The following is a 19037-nucleotide window of genomic DNA, read 5'->3' on the forward strand; positions in this document are numbered from 1 at the left end:
GGTTACTTCAGCGCGTTAAGCGCCTGCTCAACGCCCGCGCCGTAGGCCGGATCGACCTGATGGAACAGGGCAATCTGCCGCTGCTGGATAAACTCAGGGATCTGGATCAGCTCACCGGCGATACGTTTAAACATGCGCTGATGCTCTTCTTCCCCAATCAGATTAAACAAAGCGCGTGGCTGGGTGAAATAGTCTTCATCTTCGCGATGGTTCCAGTGATCCGCCGCGCCTTCCAGTGACAACGGCGGCTCGCTGTAATCCGGCTGCTCCTGGAAGACGTTAAAGCTGTTTGGCTCATAGGTTGCGCCGTTGCCGCTATTGCCATCAACGCGCATCGCGCCATCGCGGTGATAATTGTGGAACGGGCATTTGGGCGCATTCACCGGGATCTGGTGGTGGTTGACGCCCAGACGATAGCGGTGCGCATCGCCGTAGGAGAACAGACGGCCCTGCAACATGCGGTCTGGCGAGAAACCAATGCCTGGCACCACGTTGGCCGGGCTCATGGCAACCTGTTCCACTTCGGCAAAGTAGTTATCCGGGTTGCGGTTCAGCTCAAATTCACCCACTTCAATCAGCGGATAATCGGCATGCGGCCAGACTTTGGTCAGGTCGAAAGGGTTGTACGGCGTCTGCGAAGCTTCATCTTCCGGCATGATCTGCACAAAGAATTTCCAGCGCGGGAAGTTGCCTTGCTCAATCGCGTCAAACAGATCGCGCTGGGAGCTTTCACGATCCTGACCAATCAACAGCGCCGCTTCGTCATCCATCAGGTTCTGAATACCCTGTTCGCAACGCATATGGAATTTCACCCAAAAGCGCTGCTGCTGGTCGTTAATAAAGCTGTAGGTATGGCTGCCAAAGCCGTGAATATGACGATACGAGGTCGGCAGGCCACGGTCGCTAAAGTCGATGGTCAGCTGATGCAGCGATTCAGGAAGCTGGGAGAAGAAATCCCATTTGTAGGTTGGGTTACGCAGGTTGGTGCGCGGATCGCGCTTCACTACATGGTTCAAATCCGGGAATTTCATCGGGTCGCGTAAGTAGAACACCGGCGTGTTGTTACCGACCAAATCCCAGTTGCCTTCTTCGGTATAAAACTTTAACGAGAAGCCACGAATATCGCGTTCGGCATCGGCACCGCCGCGTTCACCTGCCACCGTGGAAAAACGCATAAACAGCTCGGTCTGTTTGCCCACTTCAGCGAAGATTTTTGCCCGGCTGAAGGCGGTGATATCCTGGGTGACGGTGAAGGTGCCGTAAGCGCCCGACCCTTTGGCGTGCATGCGGCGTTCCGGGATCACTTCGCGGTCAAAATGCGCCAGCTTCTCTAAGAACCAGACATCCTGTAACAGCATTGGGCCACGGCGGCCAGCGGTCATCGAATTATTATTATGGGCGACGGGTGCGCCAGCAGCGGTGGTCAGTCCTTTTTTGCTCATCGGGCGTCTCTCTCTGGTTAACGTTAGTTTAAATATCAAAAAACAGTTATCAATCGGCTATTCCTATTATCAGCGCCATTGTGCCCCGTTCGTCCGCTGCCCGACAATCTGGCTCTGGCTATTGCTGCCATCTCTGAAACACAACTTATTGGAAAAGAGCATTGTGTTTATCTGGGTGTGTTCATACAGTTAACGTTCGCTGCCCGAACTGGAGATAAAAATGATAAGAGTGGAAATGCTCGCGACTGGCGATGAAGTCCTGCACGGTCAGATTGTGGATACCAATGCGGCCTGGCTGGCTGGCGTACTGTTTGAGAACGGCCTGCCGATGACCAGTCGCCAGACCCATGGCGACAATCTTGATGAGCTGGTTAACGTGCTGATCGAGCGCAGCAAAGTGGCCGATGTGCTGATCGTTAACGGTGGGTTAGGGCCGACCAGTGACGACCTGAGCGCGGTTGCTGCCGCCAAAGCCGCGGGCGTCAAGCTGGTGATGCACGAAGAGTGGCTGGTGAAGATGGAAGCCTTCTTTGCCGGGCGTGGCCGCAAAATGGCAGCCAGCAACCGCAAGCAGGCCGAAATCCCTGAGGGTGCAGAGATGCTGGATAATCCGGTGGGCACCGCCTGTGGCTTCGCTATGCAGCTGAACCGCTGCTGGATGTTCTTCACCCCTGGCGTACCGTCCGAATACAAGGTGATGGTCGAGGAACAGATTTTGCCGCGCCTTAAAGCGCGCTTTAAGCTGCCCGAGCCGCCGGTGTGCCTGCGCCTGACCACCTTTGGCCGTGGCGAGAGCGACCTGGCAGAAGAAATCGAGCCGCTGCCGATCCCGGATGGTGTGGTAATGGGGTATCGCGCGTCGATGCCCATTATTGAGCTGAAGCTGAACGGCCCGGCCTCCAAACTGCCAGAGATGGAAGTTTTCTGGCAGCAGGTGCGTGAAATCGCCGGCGAGAGCATGATCTTTGAAGGTTTCGAAGGCCTGCCGGCACAGCTTTCCCGTCGTCTGAAAGAGAAGGGCTACACGCTGGCCATCAGCGAGCAGTTCACCGCCGGACTGTTGCAGTGGCAGATGGCGTCGGTCGACGCGCCGTTAGCGGCCGGCAACGTGCTTCCCGCGCGCGAAGAATCTCTACAGACGTTGCTTGAGCGCAGCAAACAGCTGGCCGCCGAATCCGCAGCAAGTCTGTCACTGATTGTCGGTGGGCTACAGGATGAAAAGCTGGGGTTTGCGCTGCATACGCCGGAAGGCAGCTGGGCGCAGGGCGTGAAGTTTAACGTCAACCGCCATGGGCTGAAATCCCGCCAGGATGTGGTGGCAATGATGGCGCTGAATATGCTGCGTCGCTGGATGAACGGCATGGAAGTGTCGACCGGTCATGGCTGGATTGATGTGGTGGAAACGCTGAAAGGGTAATGTAAGGCAGAAGGGGCGGGGTATTCGCCCCCTGTATCAGGCGTTATAACCGGCTATAACGCGCTACATCTCTAGTTCGATATCGCCGTTGGCTTTACAGCAGCACGGCAGGATTTCGTCATGCTGAACGAAGGCCAGCGGTTTCGCGGTATAACACACTTCGCCTTTCAGTAGCCGGGTACGGCAGGAGCCGCAATAGCCTTCCCGGCACTGATATTCCACGCAGATCTGATGCGCTTCAAGCGCGTCCAGCAGCGAAGGGTGTTCATTCTTACAATGCAGCTGCGTGCCGGAAGCACGCAGGATAATCATCGAACCCGCCATCTTACAGCTGGAAGTCGTCGAAGTCGTTTTCGCCCACTTCGGAGTCAATCTGACCCACAAGGTAAGAGCTCACTTCCACTTCCTGCGGTGCCACCTGAACGTTGTCAGACACCAGCCAGGAGTTAATCCATGGGATTGGGTTTGAACGCGTCTTGAACGGCAGATCCAGACCCACCGCGTGCATGCGGATGTTGGTGATGTACTCAATGTACTGGCACAGGATGTCTTTGTTCAGACCGATCATCGAGCCGTCGCGGAACAGGTATTCTGCCCACTCTTTCTCTTGCTGCGCGGCCAGCACGAACAGGTCGTAGCACTCCTGGCGGGATTCACGGGCAATCTCTGCCATCTCCGGATCGTCTTCACCGCTGCGCAGCAGGTTCAGCATATGCTGCGTGCCAGTCAGGTGCAGCGCTTCGTCACGGGCGATCAGCTTGATGATTTTGGCGTTACCTTCCATCAGCTCGCGTTCAGCGAACGCAAATGAACAGGCAAAGCTGACGTAGAAGCGGATCGCTTCCAGCGCGTTGACGCTCATCAGGCAGATATACAGCTGCTTTTTCAGCGCGCGCAGGTTAATGGTGATGCTTTTGCCGTTGACCTGGTGCGTGCCTTCACCCAGCAGATGCCAGTAGCTGGTCATCTCGATCAGATCGTCGTAGTAGCCAGAGATATCTTTGGCGCGCGACAGGATCTGCTCGTTGGTGACGATATCGTCGAACACAATCGCCGGATCGTTAACGATGTTACGGATAATGTGGGTGTAAGAGCGCGAGTGGATGGTTTCCGAGAACGCCCAGGTTTCAATCCAGGTTTCCAGCTCCGGGATCGAGATCAGCGGCAGCAGCGCCACGTTCGGGCTACGTCCCTGAATCGAATCCAATAGCGTCTGATACTTCAGGTTGCTGATGAAGATGTGTTTTTCATGGTCTGGCAGACCCTGATAATCGATGCGGTCGCGTGAGACATCCACTTCTTCCGGGCGCCAGAAGAACGACAGCTGCTTTTCGATCAGCTTTTCAAAGATGTCATATTTCTGCTGGTCGAAACGGGCGACGTTAACCGACTGACCGAAGAACATCGGTTCATCCAGCTGGTTGTTTTTGTTTTGCGAGAACGTTGTGTAAGCCATGAATAGTAATCCAGTGAGAGCGGGCCGCGCTACGCGGCCCTGACACATGATTGTGGCGGGCGATGTCTGAACTCATCGCGCCGCAGAGTGTGCTTAGATCTTGCAGGCACCGCTTTCGCAGCCGTCATCCTGAATGGATGGCACCAGATCTTCCTGCGTGTCTTCCGCACCGTCACGGGTGTTCTGGTAGTACAGCGTTTTCACGCCGAACTTGTAGGCGGTTAGCAGATCTTTCAGCAGCTGCTTCATCGGCACGCGGCCATTGGCGAAGCGCGTTGGATCGTAGTTGGTGTTAGACGAGATCGCCTGGTCGATAAACTTCTGCATCAGTCCAACCAGCTGCAGGTAACCGTCGTTGTTCGGCATGTCCCACAGCAGCTCGTAGCTGTCCTTCAGACGCTCGTACTCTGGCACCACCTGACGCAGGATCCCGTCTTTCGACGCTTTAATGCTGATATGACCGCGCGGTGGCTCAATGCCGTTGGTGGCGTTAGAAATCTGCGAAGAGGTTTCAGAAGGCATCAGCGCAGACAGCGTGGAGTTACGCAGGCCGTGGGTCTTGATCTGCTCGCGCAGGCCGTCCCAGTCCAGGTGCAGCGGCTCGCTGCTGATCGCATCCAGGTCTTTCTTATAGGTGTCGATAGGCATGATGCCCTGCGCATAGGTGGTTTCGTTGAACCACGGGCAGGCACCTTGCTCTTTCGCCAGCTCGTTTGACGCTTTCAGCAGGTAGAACTGAATGGCTTCAAAGGTGCGGTGCGTCAGGTCGTTGGCGCTGCCATCGGAATAACGCACGCCATGCTTGGCCAGGTAGTATGCATAGTTGATCACGCCAATACCCAGCGTACGACGGCCCATTGCGCCGCGTTGTGCCGCAGGAATTGGGTAATCCTGATAATCCAGCAGGGCATCCAGCGCACGGACCGCAAGGGTCGCCAGCTCTTCCAGATCGTCCAGGCTGTTAATCGCACCCAGGTTGAAGGCAGACAGCGTACAAAGCGCGATCTCGCCGTTTTCGTCGTTCACGTCCAGCAGCGGCTTGGTTGGCAGAGCAATTTCAAGGCACAGGTTCGACTGGCGAACCGGGGCGATGGCCGGGTCAAACGGGCTGTGGGTGTTGCAGTGATCGACGTTCTGAATATAGATACGGCCGGTCGAAGCACGTTCCTGCATCATCAGTGAGAACAGGTCGACGGCCTTAACGCGCTGCTTGCGAATCGACGGCTCGTTTTCGTATTTGGTGTACAGGCGCTCGAACTCGTCCTGATCGGCGAAGAACGCATCGTACAGGCCTGGTACGTCAGACGGGCTGAACAGCGTGATGTCGCCGCCTTTCAGCAGACGGGTGTACATCAGCTTGTTGATCTGTACGCCGTAGTCCATGTGACGAACGCGGTTTCCTTCCACGCCACGGTTGTTTTTCAACACCAGCAGGCTTTCCACTTCCAGGTGCCACATTGGGTAGAACAGCGTCGCTGCTCCGCCACGCACGCCGCCCTGAGAACAGGATTTCACTGCGGTCTGGAAGTGCTTGTAGAACGGAATACAGCCGGTGTGGAACGCTTCGCCGCCACGGATCGGGCTGCCCAGCGCACGAATGCGGCCGGCGTTGATGCCGATACCGGCACGCTGAGAAACGTATTTCACGATCGCGCTGGACGTGGCGTTGATGGAATCCAGGCTGTCGCCGCACTCGATCAGCACGCAAGAGCTGAACTGGCGGGTTGGGGTACGTACGCCGGACATGATTGGCGTCGGCAGCGAAATTTTGAAGGTCGAGATCGCATCGTAGAAACGCTTGACGTAATCCAGACGGGTATCACGCGGATAGCCGGAGAACAGGCAGGCGGCGACCAGGATATACAGGAACTGGGCGCTTTCGTAGATGTCACCGCTGACGCGGTTCTGCACCAGGTATTTACCTTCCAGCTGCTTCACTGCCGCATAGGAGAAGTTCATGTCACGCCAGTGGTCGATAAAGCCGTCCATCTGCTCGAACTCTTCAGCGCTGTAGTCTTCCAGCAGGTGGCGATCGTATTTGCCCATATCGACCATACGCTTCACCTGATCGTACAGCTTCGGCGGTTCAAACTGGCCGTAAGCTTTTTTACGCAGGTGGAAGATCGCCAGGCGTGCAGCCATGTACTGGTAATCCGGCGCGTCACGGGAAATCAGGTCAGCAGCGGATTTGATAACGGTTTCGTGGATATCAGAGGTTCTGATCCCTTCGTAAAACTGGATATGCGAGCGGAGTTCTACTTGTGAGACGGAGACGTTTTGCAGACCTTCTGCAGCCCAGTCAAGCACGCGGTGGATTTTATCGAGGTTGATGCGTTCGGTACGGCCATCGCGTTTGGTGACAAGTAGGCTTTGATTCATGTCGCGTAATATCCTTGAAGGAGAAATCAAACATATCCCCCGTTTATACACAGAATGCTCTTATGTGAGTAACTCTGTGGATAAACACTATATATAGGGGGTAAACGAAGATTGAGTAACAATATGGTGAGTATTTTAGTCATTTATCACCACTCAACAAGGCTTGATTTTCGGAACAAATTACTGAACGGAGCCTGGCATATTTCCTAAGTCCACGTTTCTCAAGGGCCAGGGGCCATGTCAACAGTTTGAAGAAATTTTTAGAAATTTGATCAAGCGCGGGTTTCTTGCTCAGCGCCGAAAACCTGGCGTTTTTTTTGCGTACAAAAAGCCCTGAAGTGACGAAAAATCGCCGCTTCATAACCTTAGAAAAAAAACTTTCATGGCTAACCGGGGTTATCCTGCCGCTGCACCGGCAACGCTGTCCAAAAGGAAAACGATCTGACCTCAGCCTCAGGCTAAGAAATTCTTATGACAGGCAGATTAAGGAAGAAGGGAATTTTACTTAAGGATCAAATGCGCAGAGCAGTTTTACCACATGCTCTGCGCGGGCCGTCGGCGAAGGTTATTCGGCGACAGAGTGGGTGTGCACCATGTAGTTAACGTCAACGCCTGGCGCCAGCTTGAAGCTGTTCATCAGCGGATTGTAATGCAGACCAATCATATGACGTTCGCGCAATGGCGTTTCGTCGACCCAGTTCAACAGCTCGGCAGGGCGGATAAACTTCTTAATGTCATGCGTACCGCGCGGCACCATACGCAGCACGTACTCCGCGCCGATAATCGCCATCAGCCAGGATTTGCTGTTGCGGTTAAGGGTAGAGAAGAACACTTCGCCGCCGGGTTTCACCAGCTTCGCGCAGGCGTGAACCACTGAACGCGGATCCGGCACGTGCTCCAGCATCTCCATGCAGGTCACCACATCGTACTGACCGGCAAACTGTTCGGCGTGCTCTTCTACGGTCTGCTGCACGTAATCGACCTTCACGCCGCTTTCCAGCGCGTGCAGGCGGGCGATTTCTAACGGTTCCGCGCCCATATCCAGCCCAACCACCTCAGCGCCTTCACGCGCCATGCTTTCGGCCAGAATGCCGCCGCCGCAGCCGACATCCAGCACTTTCTTGCCGAACAGGCCGTTGCTGTGCTGGGCAATATAGCCCAGACGCAGTGGGTTAATGCGATGCAGAGGCTTAAATTCGCCTTCCAGATCCCACCAACGGGAAGCCACTGCTTCAAATTTGGCAATTTCGTTATGATCCACGTTAGCCGTGGTGGCGTTTTGTTCAGCCTTCATAGGTCCCTCACTCGCGAAAAGTTTGCGGGCAGTATATCTGTTTTCTCAGAGGAATGTGCACCGCCAGGCGTTCACGATGCCTGAGGCGCATTAAAGCAGCCAAAAAGACGCTTTCCATTCACCACCATGGCTAAAGGTGATATACTTTCGCACCTTTGAATCCGGGTATAACGTAGAGGGATAGCGGCTCCATGAGCGACCTAGCCAGAGAAATCACACCGGTCAATATTGAAGAAGAGTTAAAGAACTCTTACCTCGATTATGCCATGTCGGTCATCGTTGGCCGTGCATTGCCAGATGTTCGCGATGGTCTGAAACCAGTACACCGTCGTGTGCTCTACGCCATGAACGTGCTGGGCAATGACTGGAACAAACCTTATAAAAAGTCTGCCCGTGTTGTCGGCGACGTTATCGGTAAATATCACCCACATGGCGACAGCGCCGTGTATGACACCATCGTTCGTATGGCACAGCCGTTCTCGCTGCGCTATATGCTGGTGGATGGTCAGGGTAACTTCGGTTCCGTTGATGGCGACTCCGCCGCAGCAATGCGTTATACCGAAGTACGCATGTCAAAAATTGCCCACGAGCTGCTGGCGGATCTGGAAAAAGAGACCGTCGACTTTGTGCCGAACTATGACGGCACCGAGCAGATCCCGGCCGTTATGCCAACCCGCGTGCCTAACCTGCTGATCAACGGCGCGTCAGGAATCGCGGTGGGTATGGCAACCAACATTCCTCCACACAACCTGACTGAAGTTATCAGCGGCTGTCTGGCCTACATCGACGATGAGAACATCACCGTTGAAGGGCTGATGGAGCACATCCCTGGCCCGGACTTCCCAACTGCCGCCATTATCAATGGCCGCCGTGGGATTGAAGAAGCCTATCGCACCGGTCGCGGCAAGATCTATATCCGTGCCCGTGGCGAAGTCGAAACCGATGCGAAAACCGGTCGCGAAACAATCATCATTCACGAAATTCCTTACCAGGTGAACAAAGCGCGCCTGATTGAGAAAATCGCTGAACTGGTGAAAGAGAAGCGTCTGGAAGGCATCAGTGCCCTGCGTGATGAATCTGACAAAGACGGTATGCGTATCGTCGTGGAAGTGAAGCGTGATGCGGTTGGCGAGGTTGTGCTGAACAACCTGTACTCGCTGACCCAGCTGCAGACCTCTTTCGGTATCAATATGGTTGCCCTGCATCAGGGACAGCCAAAAATTATGCCGCTGAAAGATATTCTGGAAGCCTTCGTCCGTCACCGCCGCGAAGTGGTTACCCGTCGTACCATCTTTGAACTGCGTAAAGCGCGCGACCGTGCGCACATCCTGGAAGCGCTGGCGATTGCGCTGGCTAACCTGGATCCGATTATCGAACTGATCCGCCATGCGGCTAACCCGGCTGAAGCGAAAGCGGGCCTGGTGGCACGTCCATGGGCGTTGGGTAACGTTGCTGCCATGCTGGAGCGTGCGGGTGATAATGCTGCGCGTCCTGAATGGCTGGAAGACGAGTTCGGTATCCGTGACGGCGAATACTACCTGACCGAGCAGCAGGCTCAGGCGATCCTTGATTTGCGTCTGCAGAAACTGACCGGCCTTGAGCACGAAAAACTGCTGGATGAGTACAAAGAGTTGCTGGATCAGATCGCTGAACTGATCCGCATTCTGGAAAGCTCAGAGCGTCTGATGGAAGTGATCCGCGAAGAGCTTGAACTGATCCGCGATCAGTTCGGTGACAAGCGTCGCACTGAAATCACCGCCAATACTGCGGACATCAACATCGAAGACCTGATCAATCAGGAAGACGTTGTGGTGACCCTGTCTCATCAGGGCTACGTGAAGTATCAGCCTCTGACCGACTACGAAGCACAGCGTCGTGGTGGTAAAGGCAAGTCTGCCGCGCGTATTAAAGAAGAAGACTTTATTGACCGCCTGCTGGTGGCCAACACCCATGACACCATCCTCTGCTTCTCAAGCCGGGGTCGTCTGTACTGGATGAAGGTTTATCAGTTACCAGAAGCCAGCCGTGGTGCGCGTGGACGTCCAATCGTCAACCTGCTGCCGCTGGAAGCTAACGAACGTATCACTGCGATCCTGCCGGTACGCGAGTACGCGGAAGGCTGGAACATCTTTATGGCTACCGCCTGCGGTACCGTGAAGAAAACCGCACTGACCGAGTTCAGCCGTCCACGCAGCGCCGGTATCATTGCCGTCAACCTGCGTGACGAAGATGAACTGATCGGCGTGTCGCTGACCAACGGTGCTGACGAAGCCATGCTGTTCTCCGCAGCGGGTAAAGTGGTTCGCTTCGCAGAGACCGCGGTGCGCGCTATGGGCCGAACGGCTTCCGGCGTGCGTGGTATCAAGCTGGCCGAAAACGACCGCGTGGTATCGCTGATCGTTCCTCAGGAAGAGGGCGCGATCATGACCGTCACCCAGAACGGTTACGGTAAGCGTACCCGCACCAGCGAATACCCAACCAAGTCCCGTGCCACCCAGGGCGTTATCTCGATCAAAGTGACCGAGCGTAACGGACCGGTAATCGGTGCGGTACAGGTTGTCGACAGCGATCAGATCATGATGATCACCGATGCTGGCACGCTGGTTCGTACCCGCGTTTCTGAAGTGAGTGTGGTCGGACGTAACACCCAGGGTGTTATTCTGATCCGCACCGCCGAAGACGAAAACGTGGTCGGCCTGCAGCGCGTGGCTGAGCCTGTCGCTGAAGAAGAGCTGGACGGCATTGACGGCACCGCAGCAGAAGGGGATGAGGATATCGCCCCGGAAGTTGAGGTTGACGATGCAGCAGACGTCGACAATGAAGACGAAGCACCAGAAGGCGATGAGGACGAATAATCGTCATCGCGTTTAGTGCCTGAGGCCGGTTCTGTGAACCGGCCTTTTTTTATGCCTGCGACCGCCCGCCGCAACTGGCTTTTTTCCTGTTCTGACGGTACTGTAACGGGATCTGACTTCTCCTTAAGCCCCGTCGCCACTTATAGGTTTCGCTTGAAATATCTTGTCTCGTTCAGAACCACGTTAAGGATCTCCCGCTATCTGTTCAGGGCGCTGGCACTGATGCTCTGGACGCTGGGCGCGCTGCTGACCACCTTTTACATCATTAATGTGCTGCATGAGAAAGAGTCGCAGGTTCGTCAGGAGCTGAGCGCTAACTTTGAGCAGGCGCAGTGGTATGTGCGGCACTCTTCTGACGTCACGCGCGAGCTGAAATACATTGCGGAAAACCGGCTAAATTCGTCGGCCAACGGCATGGACGTGCTGAACGGGGTATTCCCAGGCAAAACCGCGCTACCGCAGTTTTATCCGCTGTACTCTGATTCCGACTGTAGCTCGATGAGCAACACCTGGCGCAGCTCGCTGGAATCGCTCAGCTACTTCCTGCACTACTGGAAAGAGAACTTTGCTTCCGCCTATGAGCTGAACCGGGTGTTCTTTGTTGGCGGCGAAAGCCTGTGTATGGCGGATTTTGGCGTCGGTAACTCCTCGGCAAACCGCGAACGGGCGTTGAAATCACTTCACGAGCGCATTCTCAAATACCGTAACGGTAATGAAGAGGAGCGCAAAAGCAGCATTGTGTGGATTGCCCCTTCATCGCAGCAGGGCGTCGGCTACTACTATTTAATTACCCCGATCTATGTGGCCAATAAAATGGCGGCACTGTTGGGCATCGAACAAACCATCCGTCTGGACGATTTCATTACCCCAGGCAGTTTCCCGGTCACCGCCACGCTGATTGATGCCAATAATCAGCGGCTGATGTCGACCTCGCGCACCGCGGGCAACGTCTCGCTGGACGATCTGCCGGATGACCACAGCTGGTTTGGCTACATCAACGGCTACAAACAGCTGGTGCTGAAGAAAACGCTGACGCCTTCCGAACTGTCGGTGGTCTATTCGGTCGAGACCGACGAGCTGGTCGCCAAGCTGAAAGTGTTGATTATCAACGCCATTCTGCTGAACGTCATCAGCGCCATTATCCTGTTTACCCTTGCCTGGCTGTTTGAACGCCGCATGTTTTTACCGGCCGAGGACAACGCGCACCGCCTGGAAGAGCACGAGCAGTTTAACCGCAAGATTGTCGCGTCGGCGCCGGTGGGGATCTGTATTCTGCGAACCAGTGACGGCACCAATATCCTCAGTAACGAACTGGCGCATAACTATCTCAGCATGTTGACCCAGGAAGATCGGCAGCGGCTGACCGAGATTATCTGTGGTCAGCAGGTTAACTTTGTCGACGTGCTGACCGGCAGCAATACCAACCTGCAAATCAGCTTTGTGCATTCACGTTACCGCAATGAGAACGTGGCGATCTGCGTGCTGGTGGACGTCAGCGCGCGCGTGAAGATGGAAGAGTCGCTGCAGGAAATGGCCCACGCCGCCGAGCAGGCCAGCCAGTCCAAGTCGATGTTCCTGGCCACGGTCAGCCATGAGCTGCGCACGCCGCTGTACGGCATCATCGGTAACCTCGATCTGTTGCAAACCAAATCCCTGCCGCAGGGCGTGGAGTCGCTGGTCACGGCGATGAACAACTCGTCCAGCCTGCTGTTGAAGATCATCAGCGATATCCTCGATTTCTCGAAAATCGAGTCCGAGCAGCTGCGCATTGAGCCACGGGAATTCTCCCCGCGCGAAGTGATCACCCATATCTCCTCCAACTATCTGGCGATGGTGGTCAAGAAGCGCCTTACGCTGTGGTGCTTTATTGACAGCGATGTGCCGGTCACGCTGGACGGCGATCCGCTGCGTCTGCAGCAGGTGATTTCCAACCTGCTCAACAACGCCATTAAATTTACCCATACCGGCGGCATTATCCTGCAGGTGTTTGTGAAGGACGGCTATCTCGCCTTCCGGGTGCGCGATACCGGCGTGGGCATCCCGGCAAAAGAGATCACCCGACTGTTCGACCCGTTCTTCCAGGTGGGCAACGGCGTGCAGCGTAACTTCCAGGGAACCGGCCTCGGCCTGGCGATCTGCGAAAAGCTGATCAATATGATGGACGGTGATATTGAGGTCGATTCTGAGCCGGGGATGGGCAGCCAGTTTGTGGTGCGCATTCCGCTGTATAACGCCCAGGTGATGACGCCGGTGCTGCACGACGGGTTGCAGGGCAAACAGTGCTGGCTGGAGCTGCGTAATGACGATCTGGCCGCGTTCCTCGAAAAGCTGCTGCGTGAGCACGGCATCACCGTGCAACGGTTGCAGGAGGGCTGCTGTGGCCCGGACGATGTGATCGTCACCGATTACGACTATCAGACGCAGCAAACGCTCCGGGCTGTGATCCGCTTTGACGGCAGCTATAACGGTGCGCCGCATGAGCAGGCTGCCGGTCGCTGGGTGTACGGCACCACCACGCCACATGAATTGCCGGCGCTGCTGGGCCGCATTTACCGGGTTGAAGTGGCGATGCCAGATGCGTTGCCAGGCGTGCCGGAAATCGAAGATAAGCGCGCCAGCAATGAAGATATCCTGATCCTGGTGGTCGATGACCATCCGATCAACCGGATGCTGCTGTCCGATCAGCTGGGATCGCTCGGCTACCGCGTGAAGACCGCGCAGGACGGCGTGGATGCGCTTAACGTTCTGAGCCGTAATGAGATTGATATTGTGCTGACCGACGTGAACATGCCGAATATGGACGGTTATCGTCTGACGCAGCGTTTGCGCCAGCTGGGGCTGACTTTCCCGGTGGTGGGCGTCACCGCCAATGCGCTGGCCGAAGAGAAGCAGCGCTGTATGGAAGCGGGCATGGATAACTGTCTGTCCAAGCCGGTGACCATGGATACCTTAAACACTTCGCTGGCGTTCTACGCGGAGCGGGTCAGGAAGGGCAGGGAATAACGCGGATTTTGGGCAATAAAAAAGGCGGACCGAAGTCCGCCTTTTTACTGTCTGTCACTTAGTCGCGCTCAACCGGCATGCTGCTGACGGAAGAGAGATAGTTCAGCAGTGCAATATCGTTTTCCACGCCCAGTTTCATCATGGCTGATTTCTTCTGGCTACTGATGGTTTTGATACTGCGGTTCAGCTTCTTGGCAATCTCGGTAACCAGGAAACCTTCTGCGAACAGGCGCAACACTTCGCTCTCTTTTGGAGACAGACGCTTGTCGCCGTAGCCACCCGCGCTGATTTTCTCCAGCAGTTTTGCCACGCTGTCCGGGGTGTACTTTTTGCCTTTCTGCAAAGCGGCCAGCGCTTTTGGCAGATCGGTAGGGGCACCCTGTTTCAGAACAATCCCTTCGATATCGAGGTCCAGAACGGCACTCAGAATCGCTGGATTGTTGTTCATGGTCAGAACGATGATAGATAAATCTGGATAATGACGCTTGATGTACTTAATCAGCGTAATGCCGTCGCCATATTTTTCGCCAGGCATCGACAGATCGGTGATTAAAACATTGGCATCCAGTTTGGACAGGCTATTGATCAATGCTGTGGAATCTTCGAACTCACCAACTACGTTGACCCATTCAATCTGTTCGAGAGACTTGCGAATACCGAACAGAACAATCGGATGGTCATCGGCAATAATTACGTTCAAGTTGTTCATTTTATTGGTTACCTTGCTGCAGCAGTATATTGACGTAGTGGTCAATGTCACTGGTGGTATTTTTAATGTTTGAATCGTCACACTCAGTAATGTGTTGTTCTAACGTTTCACAAAGCTGCTTGCCCGGTGTCAAATTGAGCATGGCAAACACGCCTTTCAGGCGATGCGCAGTCTGAGCAAGGGAACTCATGTCCCCTTCCGCCGCCTCATTATACAGTCTCTTCACATCATCTGGTACTGTATCAACGAACAGCTGGAAGTAACCGGGAGCAAAAAGTTGAGCCGTATCCTGCTCGTCACCCACGTCTTCGGTTAATTCATCCTGCGCCAGCTGTTGTTCAATCAGCTGGAGCAGGGCATCCTGCATCGCGCTGCTGATATTAAAATTGACCCGGTATTGATCGTGTGACAGTGCGCTAAACCCTGTTTCATCATCCGTGAGCAGTAACGACCATGGCGTCAAGCGTGCCGGATCGTCGGTGACCAGCACATCATGGTCCTGGCCCGAAAAGCGTTCATCAGGGGTAATGCAGCTTGCGCCCCAGTTTTCCAGTTGATGAACCACTATTTTTCTTACCTCATCTACCGTGATATCAATCAGGGTAGTTAAGCCTTCCAGCAACTTCTCTTCCTGATCGTGCTGCTGTTCCTGCGGGGCGTGGATCTGGATGCTGTAGCGGGTGCCGATATCGGGACGCGCCACAATTTCAAGATGCCCACCCAGCTGCTTACACAACTGTTTGCACAGGAAAAAGGCCAGCCCGGAAGCCTGGCCAAAACGATCCTGGCTGGTTTCGCCGAGGAACGGGAAATCGGTATTGCCCATCTCGTCAACCATCAGGCCCGCGCCGGTGTCGACAATTTCTATCGCCAGGCGATCGGGACGATCGGCAGGATGGCTGACCTCAATGCTGATGCGGCCCCAGCTGGTGCTGGTGATCGAATAATGCAGCAGGGTGGTCAGGATTTTATACAGCGCCCGACGGTCGCCATAGCGGCTCTCATCGCTGTTCAGGCGGTTGCTGACCACCAGATTCAGCCCTTTACGACGAATCGACGGCAGCGCTTCGGTCACCAGCTCATCCAGCACGCTTTGCAGCGTGAATGAGCCAGAATCCGGCGCCCAGTCATGGGTTTCCAGCCGGTTAAGCAGCACGATATCGTCGACCAGCCGGCTTAAGGCTTGCGACTCTTCCAGCGTATCGCGCAGATCTTCCGCCGGATGCGCCTCGCTGATTTCCAGCAGATGGGCGATAACTTTATCCAGAGGGCGGTTCAGCGCATGCCCCAGATTTTGCAGCAGCTGCTGGCGCGTCTGGTGGTTTTTATCCAGAACCTGCTGCGCTTTTTGCAGCTTCTTGTTGACCAGCAGTTCGCGATCCTGATCGCGCATCATAAACAGCTGCGTATTCGGCGACAGCACGCTGCGGGCGTGGCGGATTTCGTAAACTTCGTTATTGACGGTCGCCTGCAGCACACCCTGATGCTGATCGGACATGTTGATGATTTTCTGCAGATTCAGGTGTGGCAGCAGATGTTCGGCAATTTTGTTGCTGATGATGGTGCGGTTATTGGCAAAATCATACACCAGCAGACCGACGGGCAGGCTGCCAACAATCTCTTCGTTTAAGATGCGCAGGGAATCCAGCTCGGCGCTTTGGTTTTCGCTGGGGCGCAAAGACTGCTGGCGCAGCAGGAACAGGCCGGCAAGGGATAGCAGCAGCAGTCCGAGGTTGGCCAGCAGCGGCCACATCAGATTGTGCAGCGTGTCGACCAGCAGACCGAGCAACGGCACGCGATAAACCAGCTGCAACGGCGTGCTGGTCAGCGAAGCGGCAATCTCGATATTTGGATTGGCGAGCGTCACGCTGGTGCTGTGGGTGGCATCATCCGCATCGCCACTGTCCGGGGTGCTGGCCGCGTCCTGCTTCAGCTGGAAATACTCCAGCGGCATATTCACCGGGATCAGATCATTAATCGGCAGATCGAACGCCACCACGGTCGCCAGATGCCCCGGCTGATTAAAGGTGGTGCGTACCGTGAAGTAGTGATCGTTCTGCCAGGTGAAGCGGCGCAACGGTGAGAAGCTTTCACGTTCGTCCAGCGCATTGGCCTGCTGCAACATCTCCGCGCGGCGCGCATCAACAATATTGCTGATGGCACTCTCTTTATAACGCGTGGCCATATCTTTCAACGGCAGGGTGGAGACGAGGATCAGGCTGTTGTCCTGGCCGTTGAGGAAATACATCGACCAGGTGCTGTTTTCCGCGCCCCACAGCGTATCCAGATAGGTGGACATGCGCTGGGTCATATCCAGCGTGCTGCTGTCGTGTGAACCGAAGATTAACGCTTCGGTTTTACGGCGGGTCTTTTCAAGATAGTAGACGTCCGGGCGCAGGCGGGTTTCCTGCAGACTGTTCGGTGGTGAACCGGCGGCATTGGCGGCCAGGTTCTCATAAATCTGCCAGGTGGCGAAGCGATAGGTATCGATGCGTTTCTGCATCGCATGGGCAATATCCGCCATCGCATAGCGTTTATCGGTCAGCCAGGCATTGACCGCGTTGTGGATCATAAATCCCGACGCTAATAACAGCACCAAAATAAACATCACAAAAAAGCGCGTGACGTTTCCTGATGTAAGTGGAAATTTGTATGGCAGCATAGCGTAGCGTGATACCCCAGTTAACGTGTAATCAGCCGGGCACTTGCGGCCACGGCTAACAGCAATATGGCAATGGCGCTAAATGCCGTCGCCAGGCTGTACCACTGTGAGATAAATCCGATCAGTGCCGGACCTGCCAGAATACCTGCATAACCAATGGTTGTCATGGAAGATATCGCCAGATTTACCGGCATGGTTTTCTGGTTACCGGCGGCGCTGAACATAATCGGCACGGCGTTCGACGCCCCGAACCCAACCAACAAAAATCCGGCCAGCGTAACCAGCGTGTTGGGGACAAATACCGCCAGCAGCAGGCCCACTGACGCGCATAATGTGCCGCAGAAAAGCGTCAGAAAACGGCCAACATAATTCACGATGCGATCGCCCGTCAGGCGGCCAATGGTCATCGCCACCGAGAACAGCGCATAGCCCAGGCCCGCCTGCGAATGGGGCAGGTCACGCGTCTGGGTGAGGAACAGCGCGCCCCAGTCCAGTACTGCGCCTTCGGTCAGAAACAGAATAAAGCACAGGATGCCGAGGAACAGCACCCAGCCATGCGGCATAACGAACAGCGGCGCATCATCCTGATGGAGACGACCGCTGAGTAAATGGCGCTGGCACAGCAACCACAGCACCACGATCAGCGCCGCGATAACGCCGACCGCCTGCAGAGGCGTCAACCCCAGCGCCAGTCCGGCACTGACCAGGCCCGCGCCGGCGATACCGCCGACGCTGAAGAAGCCATGGAAGCCGGACATCATGGCTTTGCCTGAGGCCTTCTCAACCTCAACCGCCTGAATATTCATCGCCACATCGACCAGGCCAATCGAGGCACCAAATGCCATCAATGCCAGCCCCAGCCCCACCGGCGTTCCGAGGGTCGCTAACAGCGGCAACACCAGCAGAATAAACAGGCAGGCGATGGCCATCACGCGCTTACAGCCAAACCGTCCGACCAGCATGCCGGTCAGCGGCATGGCAATCAGTGAACCCAACCCAAGGAACAGCAGCAAGGTCCCTAACGCTCCGTCGCTGAGCAGAGCACGATCCTTGGCATAAGGCACCAGCGGTGCCCAGGCGGACATGCCGATACCGGCAATAAAGAAAATGGTGCGCGTTGCGTGTTGCGTTGTCACTGCGCTGGCAAGGGCCGGTCGAGCATCCAGTGTCGTCATAATGTCCGTTAAAAATCTGCCACGATTAGCGCTACTTTTTACCACAAATAGCAACATTAAAGAAGATTCCCGCCAGCCAGAGCCGAAAACGTTGCGGCAGGCAGGCCGGATCTATAAGGGCCTTCAGGTTAATAACAGGGAAAAACAGAGCTGTTAATCAGATTTGTCGGCTAAATGCCAATTTACAGATAACTCCTGGCGAAACGGAGCGAAATCTGGATTTAACTCAAATCATTGGTGTTACATGAAAAAACCGCGATTTCGCGCTGGAACCTCAACCGGCGGTGATTAAATTTCATCCGGTTCAGGGTAGGTCAGGTTGTGCTGATTATCACGAATCTAATGGAAATTTTCGCATAGTAACGCCGCTGAATTATCCGGGAATAAACCGGTTTGGGTTAGGTTTCTCCTCAAATCCGCTAAATCGATAAGAATTTTCCTTGCGTTAAATCAAATCTTTACCTGCGATACTCAACAGTTATTTAGCAATTTTTGGCACCTTCCCTTGTTAAGAAGTTGTGTATTTGATTAAATATTTTTATCTTTCTGATAAATATTCATCACGCAAAGGTGACAGATTTTTCTTAGTATGTGTAAGGAAAAGCTAGAAAAAATAGTCGCTCAGCCAGACTGGGCGCCACAGGT

The 19037-nt window shown here is 54.9% G+C and carries 11 protein-coding genes; 3 read left to right on the forward strand and 8 right to left on the reverse strand.

The window, feature by feature from the left end; all coding sequences use genetic code 11:
• Nucleotides 1-2 precede the first annotated feature (2 nt).
• Nucleotides 3-1442, reverse strand: a complete 1440-nt coding sequence (locus ACXKZG_RS07115; RefSeq protein WP_488875901.1) for a catalase — start codon at nt 1440-1442, stop codon at nt 3-5.
• A gap of 220 nt (nt 1443-1662) precedes the next feature.
• Here ACXKZG_RS07115 and ACXKZG_RS07120 point away from each other — a divergent pair, with 220 nt between their 5' ends.
• A complete protein-coding gene (locus ACXKZG_RS07120; RefSeq protein ID WP_151036898.1) occupies nt 1663-2859 on the forward strand; it encodes a nicotinamide mononucleotide deamidase-related protein YfaY in 1197 nt (398 codons plus the stop codon).
• Between the two features lie 63 nt (nt 2860-2922).
• On the opposite strand, the gene yfaE is transcribed toward ACXKZG_RS07120, so the two are convergent.
• From yfaE to ubiG, 4 genes are all read right to left on the reverse strand, one after another.
• Nucleotides 2923-3183 carry a class I ribonucleotide reductase maintenance protein YfaE gene (gene yfaE / locus ACXKZG_RS07125; protein ID WP_488875902.1) on the reverse strand — a complete coding sequence of 87 codons (261 nt, stop codon included), beginning with the start codon at nt 3181-3183 and terminating at the stop codon, nt 2923-2925.
• Nucleotide 3184: 1 nt separating this feature from the next.
• Nucleotides 3185-4315, reverse strand: a complete 1131-nt coding sequence (gene nrdB / locus ACXKZG_RS07130) for a class Ia ribonucleoside-diphosphate reductase subunit beta (RefSeq protein WP_013203060.1) — start codon at nt 4313-4315, stop codon at nt 3185-3187.
• A gap of 93 nt (nt 4316-4408) precedes the next feature.
• On the reverse strand, nt 4409-6694 hold the full coding sequence (nrdA, locus tag ACXKZG_RS07135) for a class 1a ribonucleoside-diphosphate reductase subunit alpha (RefSeq protein WP_013203059.1): 2286 nt from the start codon (nt 6692-6694) through the stop codon (nt 4409-4411).
• Nucleotides 6695-7259: 565 nt separating this feature from the next.
• A complete protein-coding gene (gene ubiG / locus ACXKZG_RS07140) occupies nt 7260-7988 on the reverse strand; it encodes a bifunctional 2-polyprenyl-6-hydroxyphenol methylase/3-demethylubiquinol 3-O-methyltransferase UbiG (RefSeq protein WP_053144243.1) in 729 nt (242 codons plus the stop codon).
• Nucleotides 7989-8179: 191 nt separating this feature from the next.
• On the opposite strand from ubiG, the gene gyrA reads away from it, so the two are divergent.
• The gene (gene gyrA / locus ACXKZG_RS07145; RefSeq protein ID WP_105760636.1) at nt 8180-10843 is read left to right on the forward strand and encodes a DNA topoisomerase (ATP-hydrolyzing) subunit A; all 2664 of its coding nucleotides are present in this window, start codon (nt 8180-8182) and stop codon (nt 10841-10843) included.
• 153 nt (nt 10844-10996) lie between these two features.
• The gene (rcsC, locus tag ACXKZG_RS07150; protein WP_105760637.1) at nt 10997-13846 is read left to right on the forward strand and encodes a two-component system sensor histidine kinase RcsC; all 2850 of its coding nucleotides are present in this window, start codon (nt 10997-10999) and stop codon (nt 13844-13846) included.
• Between the two features lie 58 nt (nt 13847-13904).
• On the opposite strand, the gene rcsB is transcribed toward rcsC, so the two are convergent.
• From rcsB to ACXKZG_RS07165, 3 genes are read right to left on the reverse strand one after another with little or no spacing between them, the layout of a single operon-like run.
• The gene (gene rcsB / locus ACXKZG_RS07155) at nt 13905-14555 is read right to left on the reverse strand and encodes a response regulator transcription factor RcsB (protein ID WP_013203054.1); all 651 of its coding nucleotides are present in this window, start codon (nt 14553-14555) and stop codon (nt 13905-13907) included.
• Between the two features lies 1 nt (nt 14556).
• Nucleotides 14557-17217 (reverse strand): phosphotransferase RcsD, encoded by a 2661-nt coding sequence (rcsD, locus tag ACXKZG_RS07160; protein WP_013203053.1) that lies wholly within the window; start codon nt 17215-17217, stop codon nt 14557-14559.
• Nucleotides 17218-17237: 20 nt separating this feature from the next.
• Entirely contained in the window at nt 17238-18392 is a 1155-nt protein-coding gene (locus ACXKZG_RS07165; RefSeq protein ID WP_013203052.1) for an MFS transporter, read from the reverse strand.
• Nucleotides 18393-19037: the final 645 nt, after the last annotated feature.

The sequence above is a fragment of the Erwinia sp. 2186 genome (assembly GCF_057812255.1).

Coding starts and splice junctions, on each gene's coding strand:
- ACXKZG_RS07115 (WP_488875901.1), bottom strand. CDS start 1,442: ATGAGCAAAAAAGGACTGACCACCGCTGCTGGCGCACCCGTCGCCCAT.
- ACXKZG_RS07120 (WP_151036898.1), top strand. CDS start 1,663: ATGATAAGAGTGGAAATGCTCGCGACTGGCGATGAAGTCCTGCACGGT.
- yfaE (WP_488875902.1), bottom strand. CDS start 3,183: ATGGCGGGTTCGATGATTATCCTGCGTGCTTCCGGCACGCAGCTGCAT.
- nrdB (WP_013203060.1), bottom strand. CDS start 4,315: ATGGCTTACACAACGTTCTCGCAAAACAAAAACAACCAGCTGGATGAA.
- nrdA (WP_013203059.1), bottom strand. CDS start 6,694: ATGAATCAAAGCCTACTTGTCACCAAACGCGATGGCCGTACCGAACGC.
- ubiG (WP_053144243.1), bottom strand. CDS start 7,988: ATGAAGGCTGAACAAAACGCCACCACGGCTAACGTGGATCATAACGAA.
- gyrA (WP_105760636.1), top strand. CDS start 8,180: ATGAGCGACCTAGCCAGAGAAATCACACCGGTCAATATTGAAGAAGAG.
- rcsB (WP_013203054.1), bottom strand. CDS start 14,555: ATGAACAACTTGAACGTAATTATTGCCGATGACCATCCGATTGTTCTG.
- rcsD (WP_013203053.1), bottom strand. CDS start 17,217: ATGCTGCCATACAAATTTCCACTTACATCAGGAAACGTCACGCGCTTT.
- ACXKZG_RS07165 (WP_013203052.1), bottom strand. CDS start 18,392: ATGACGACACTGGATGCTCGACCGGCCCTTGCCAGCGCAGTGACAACG.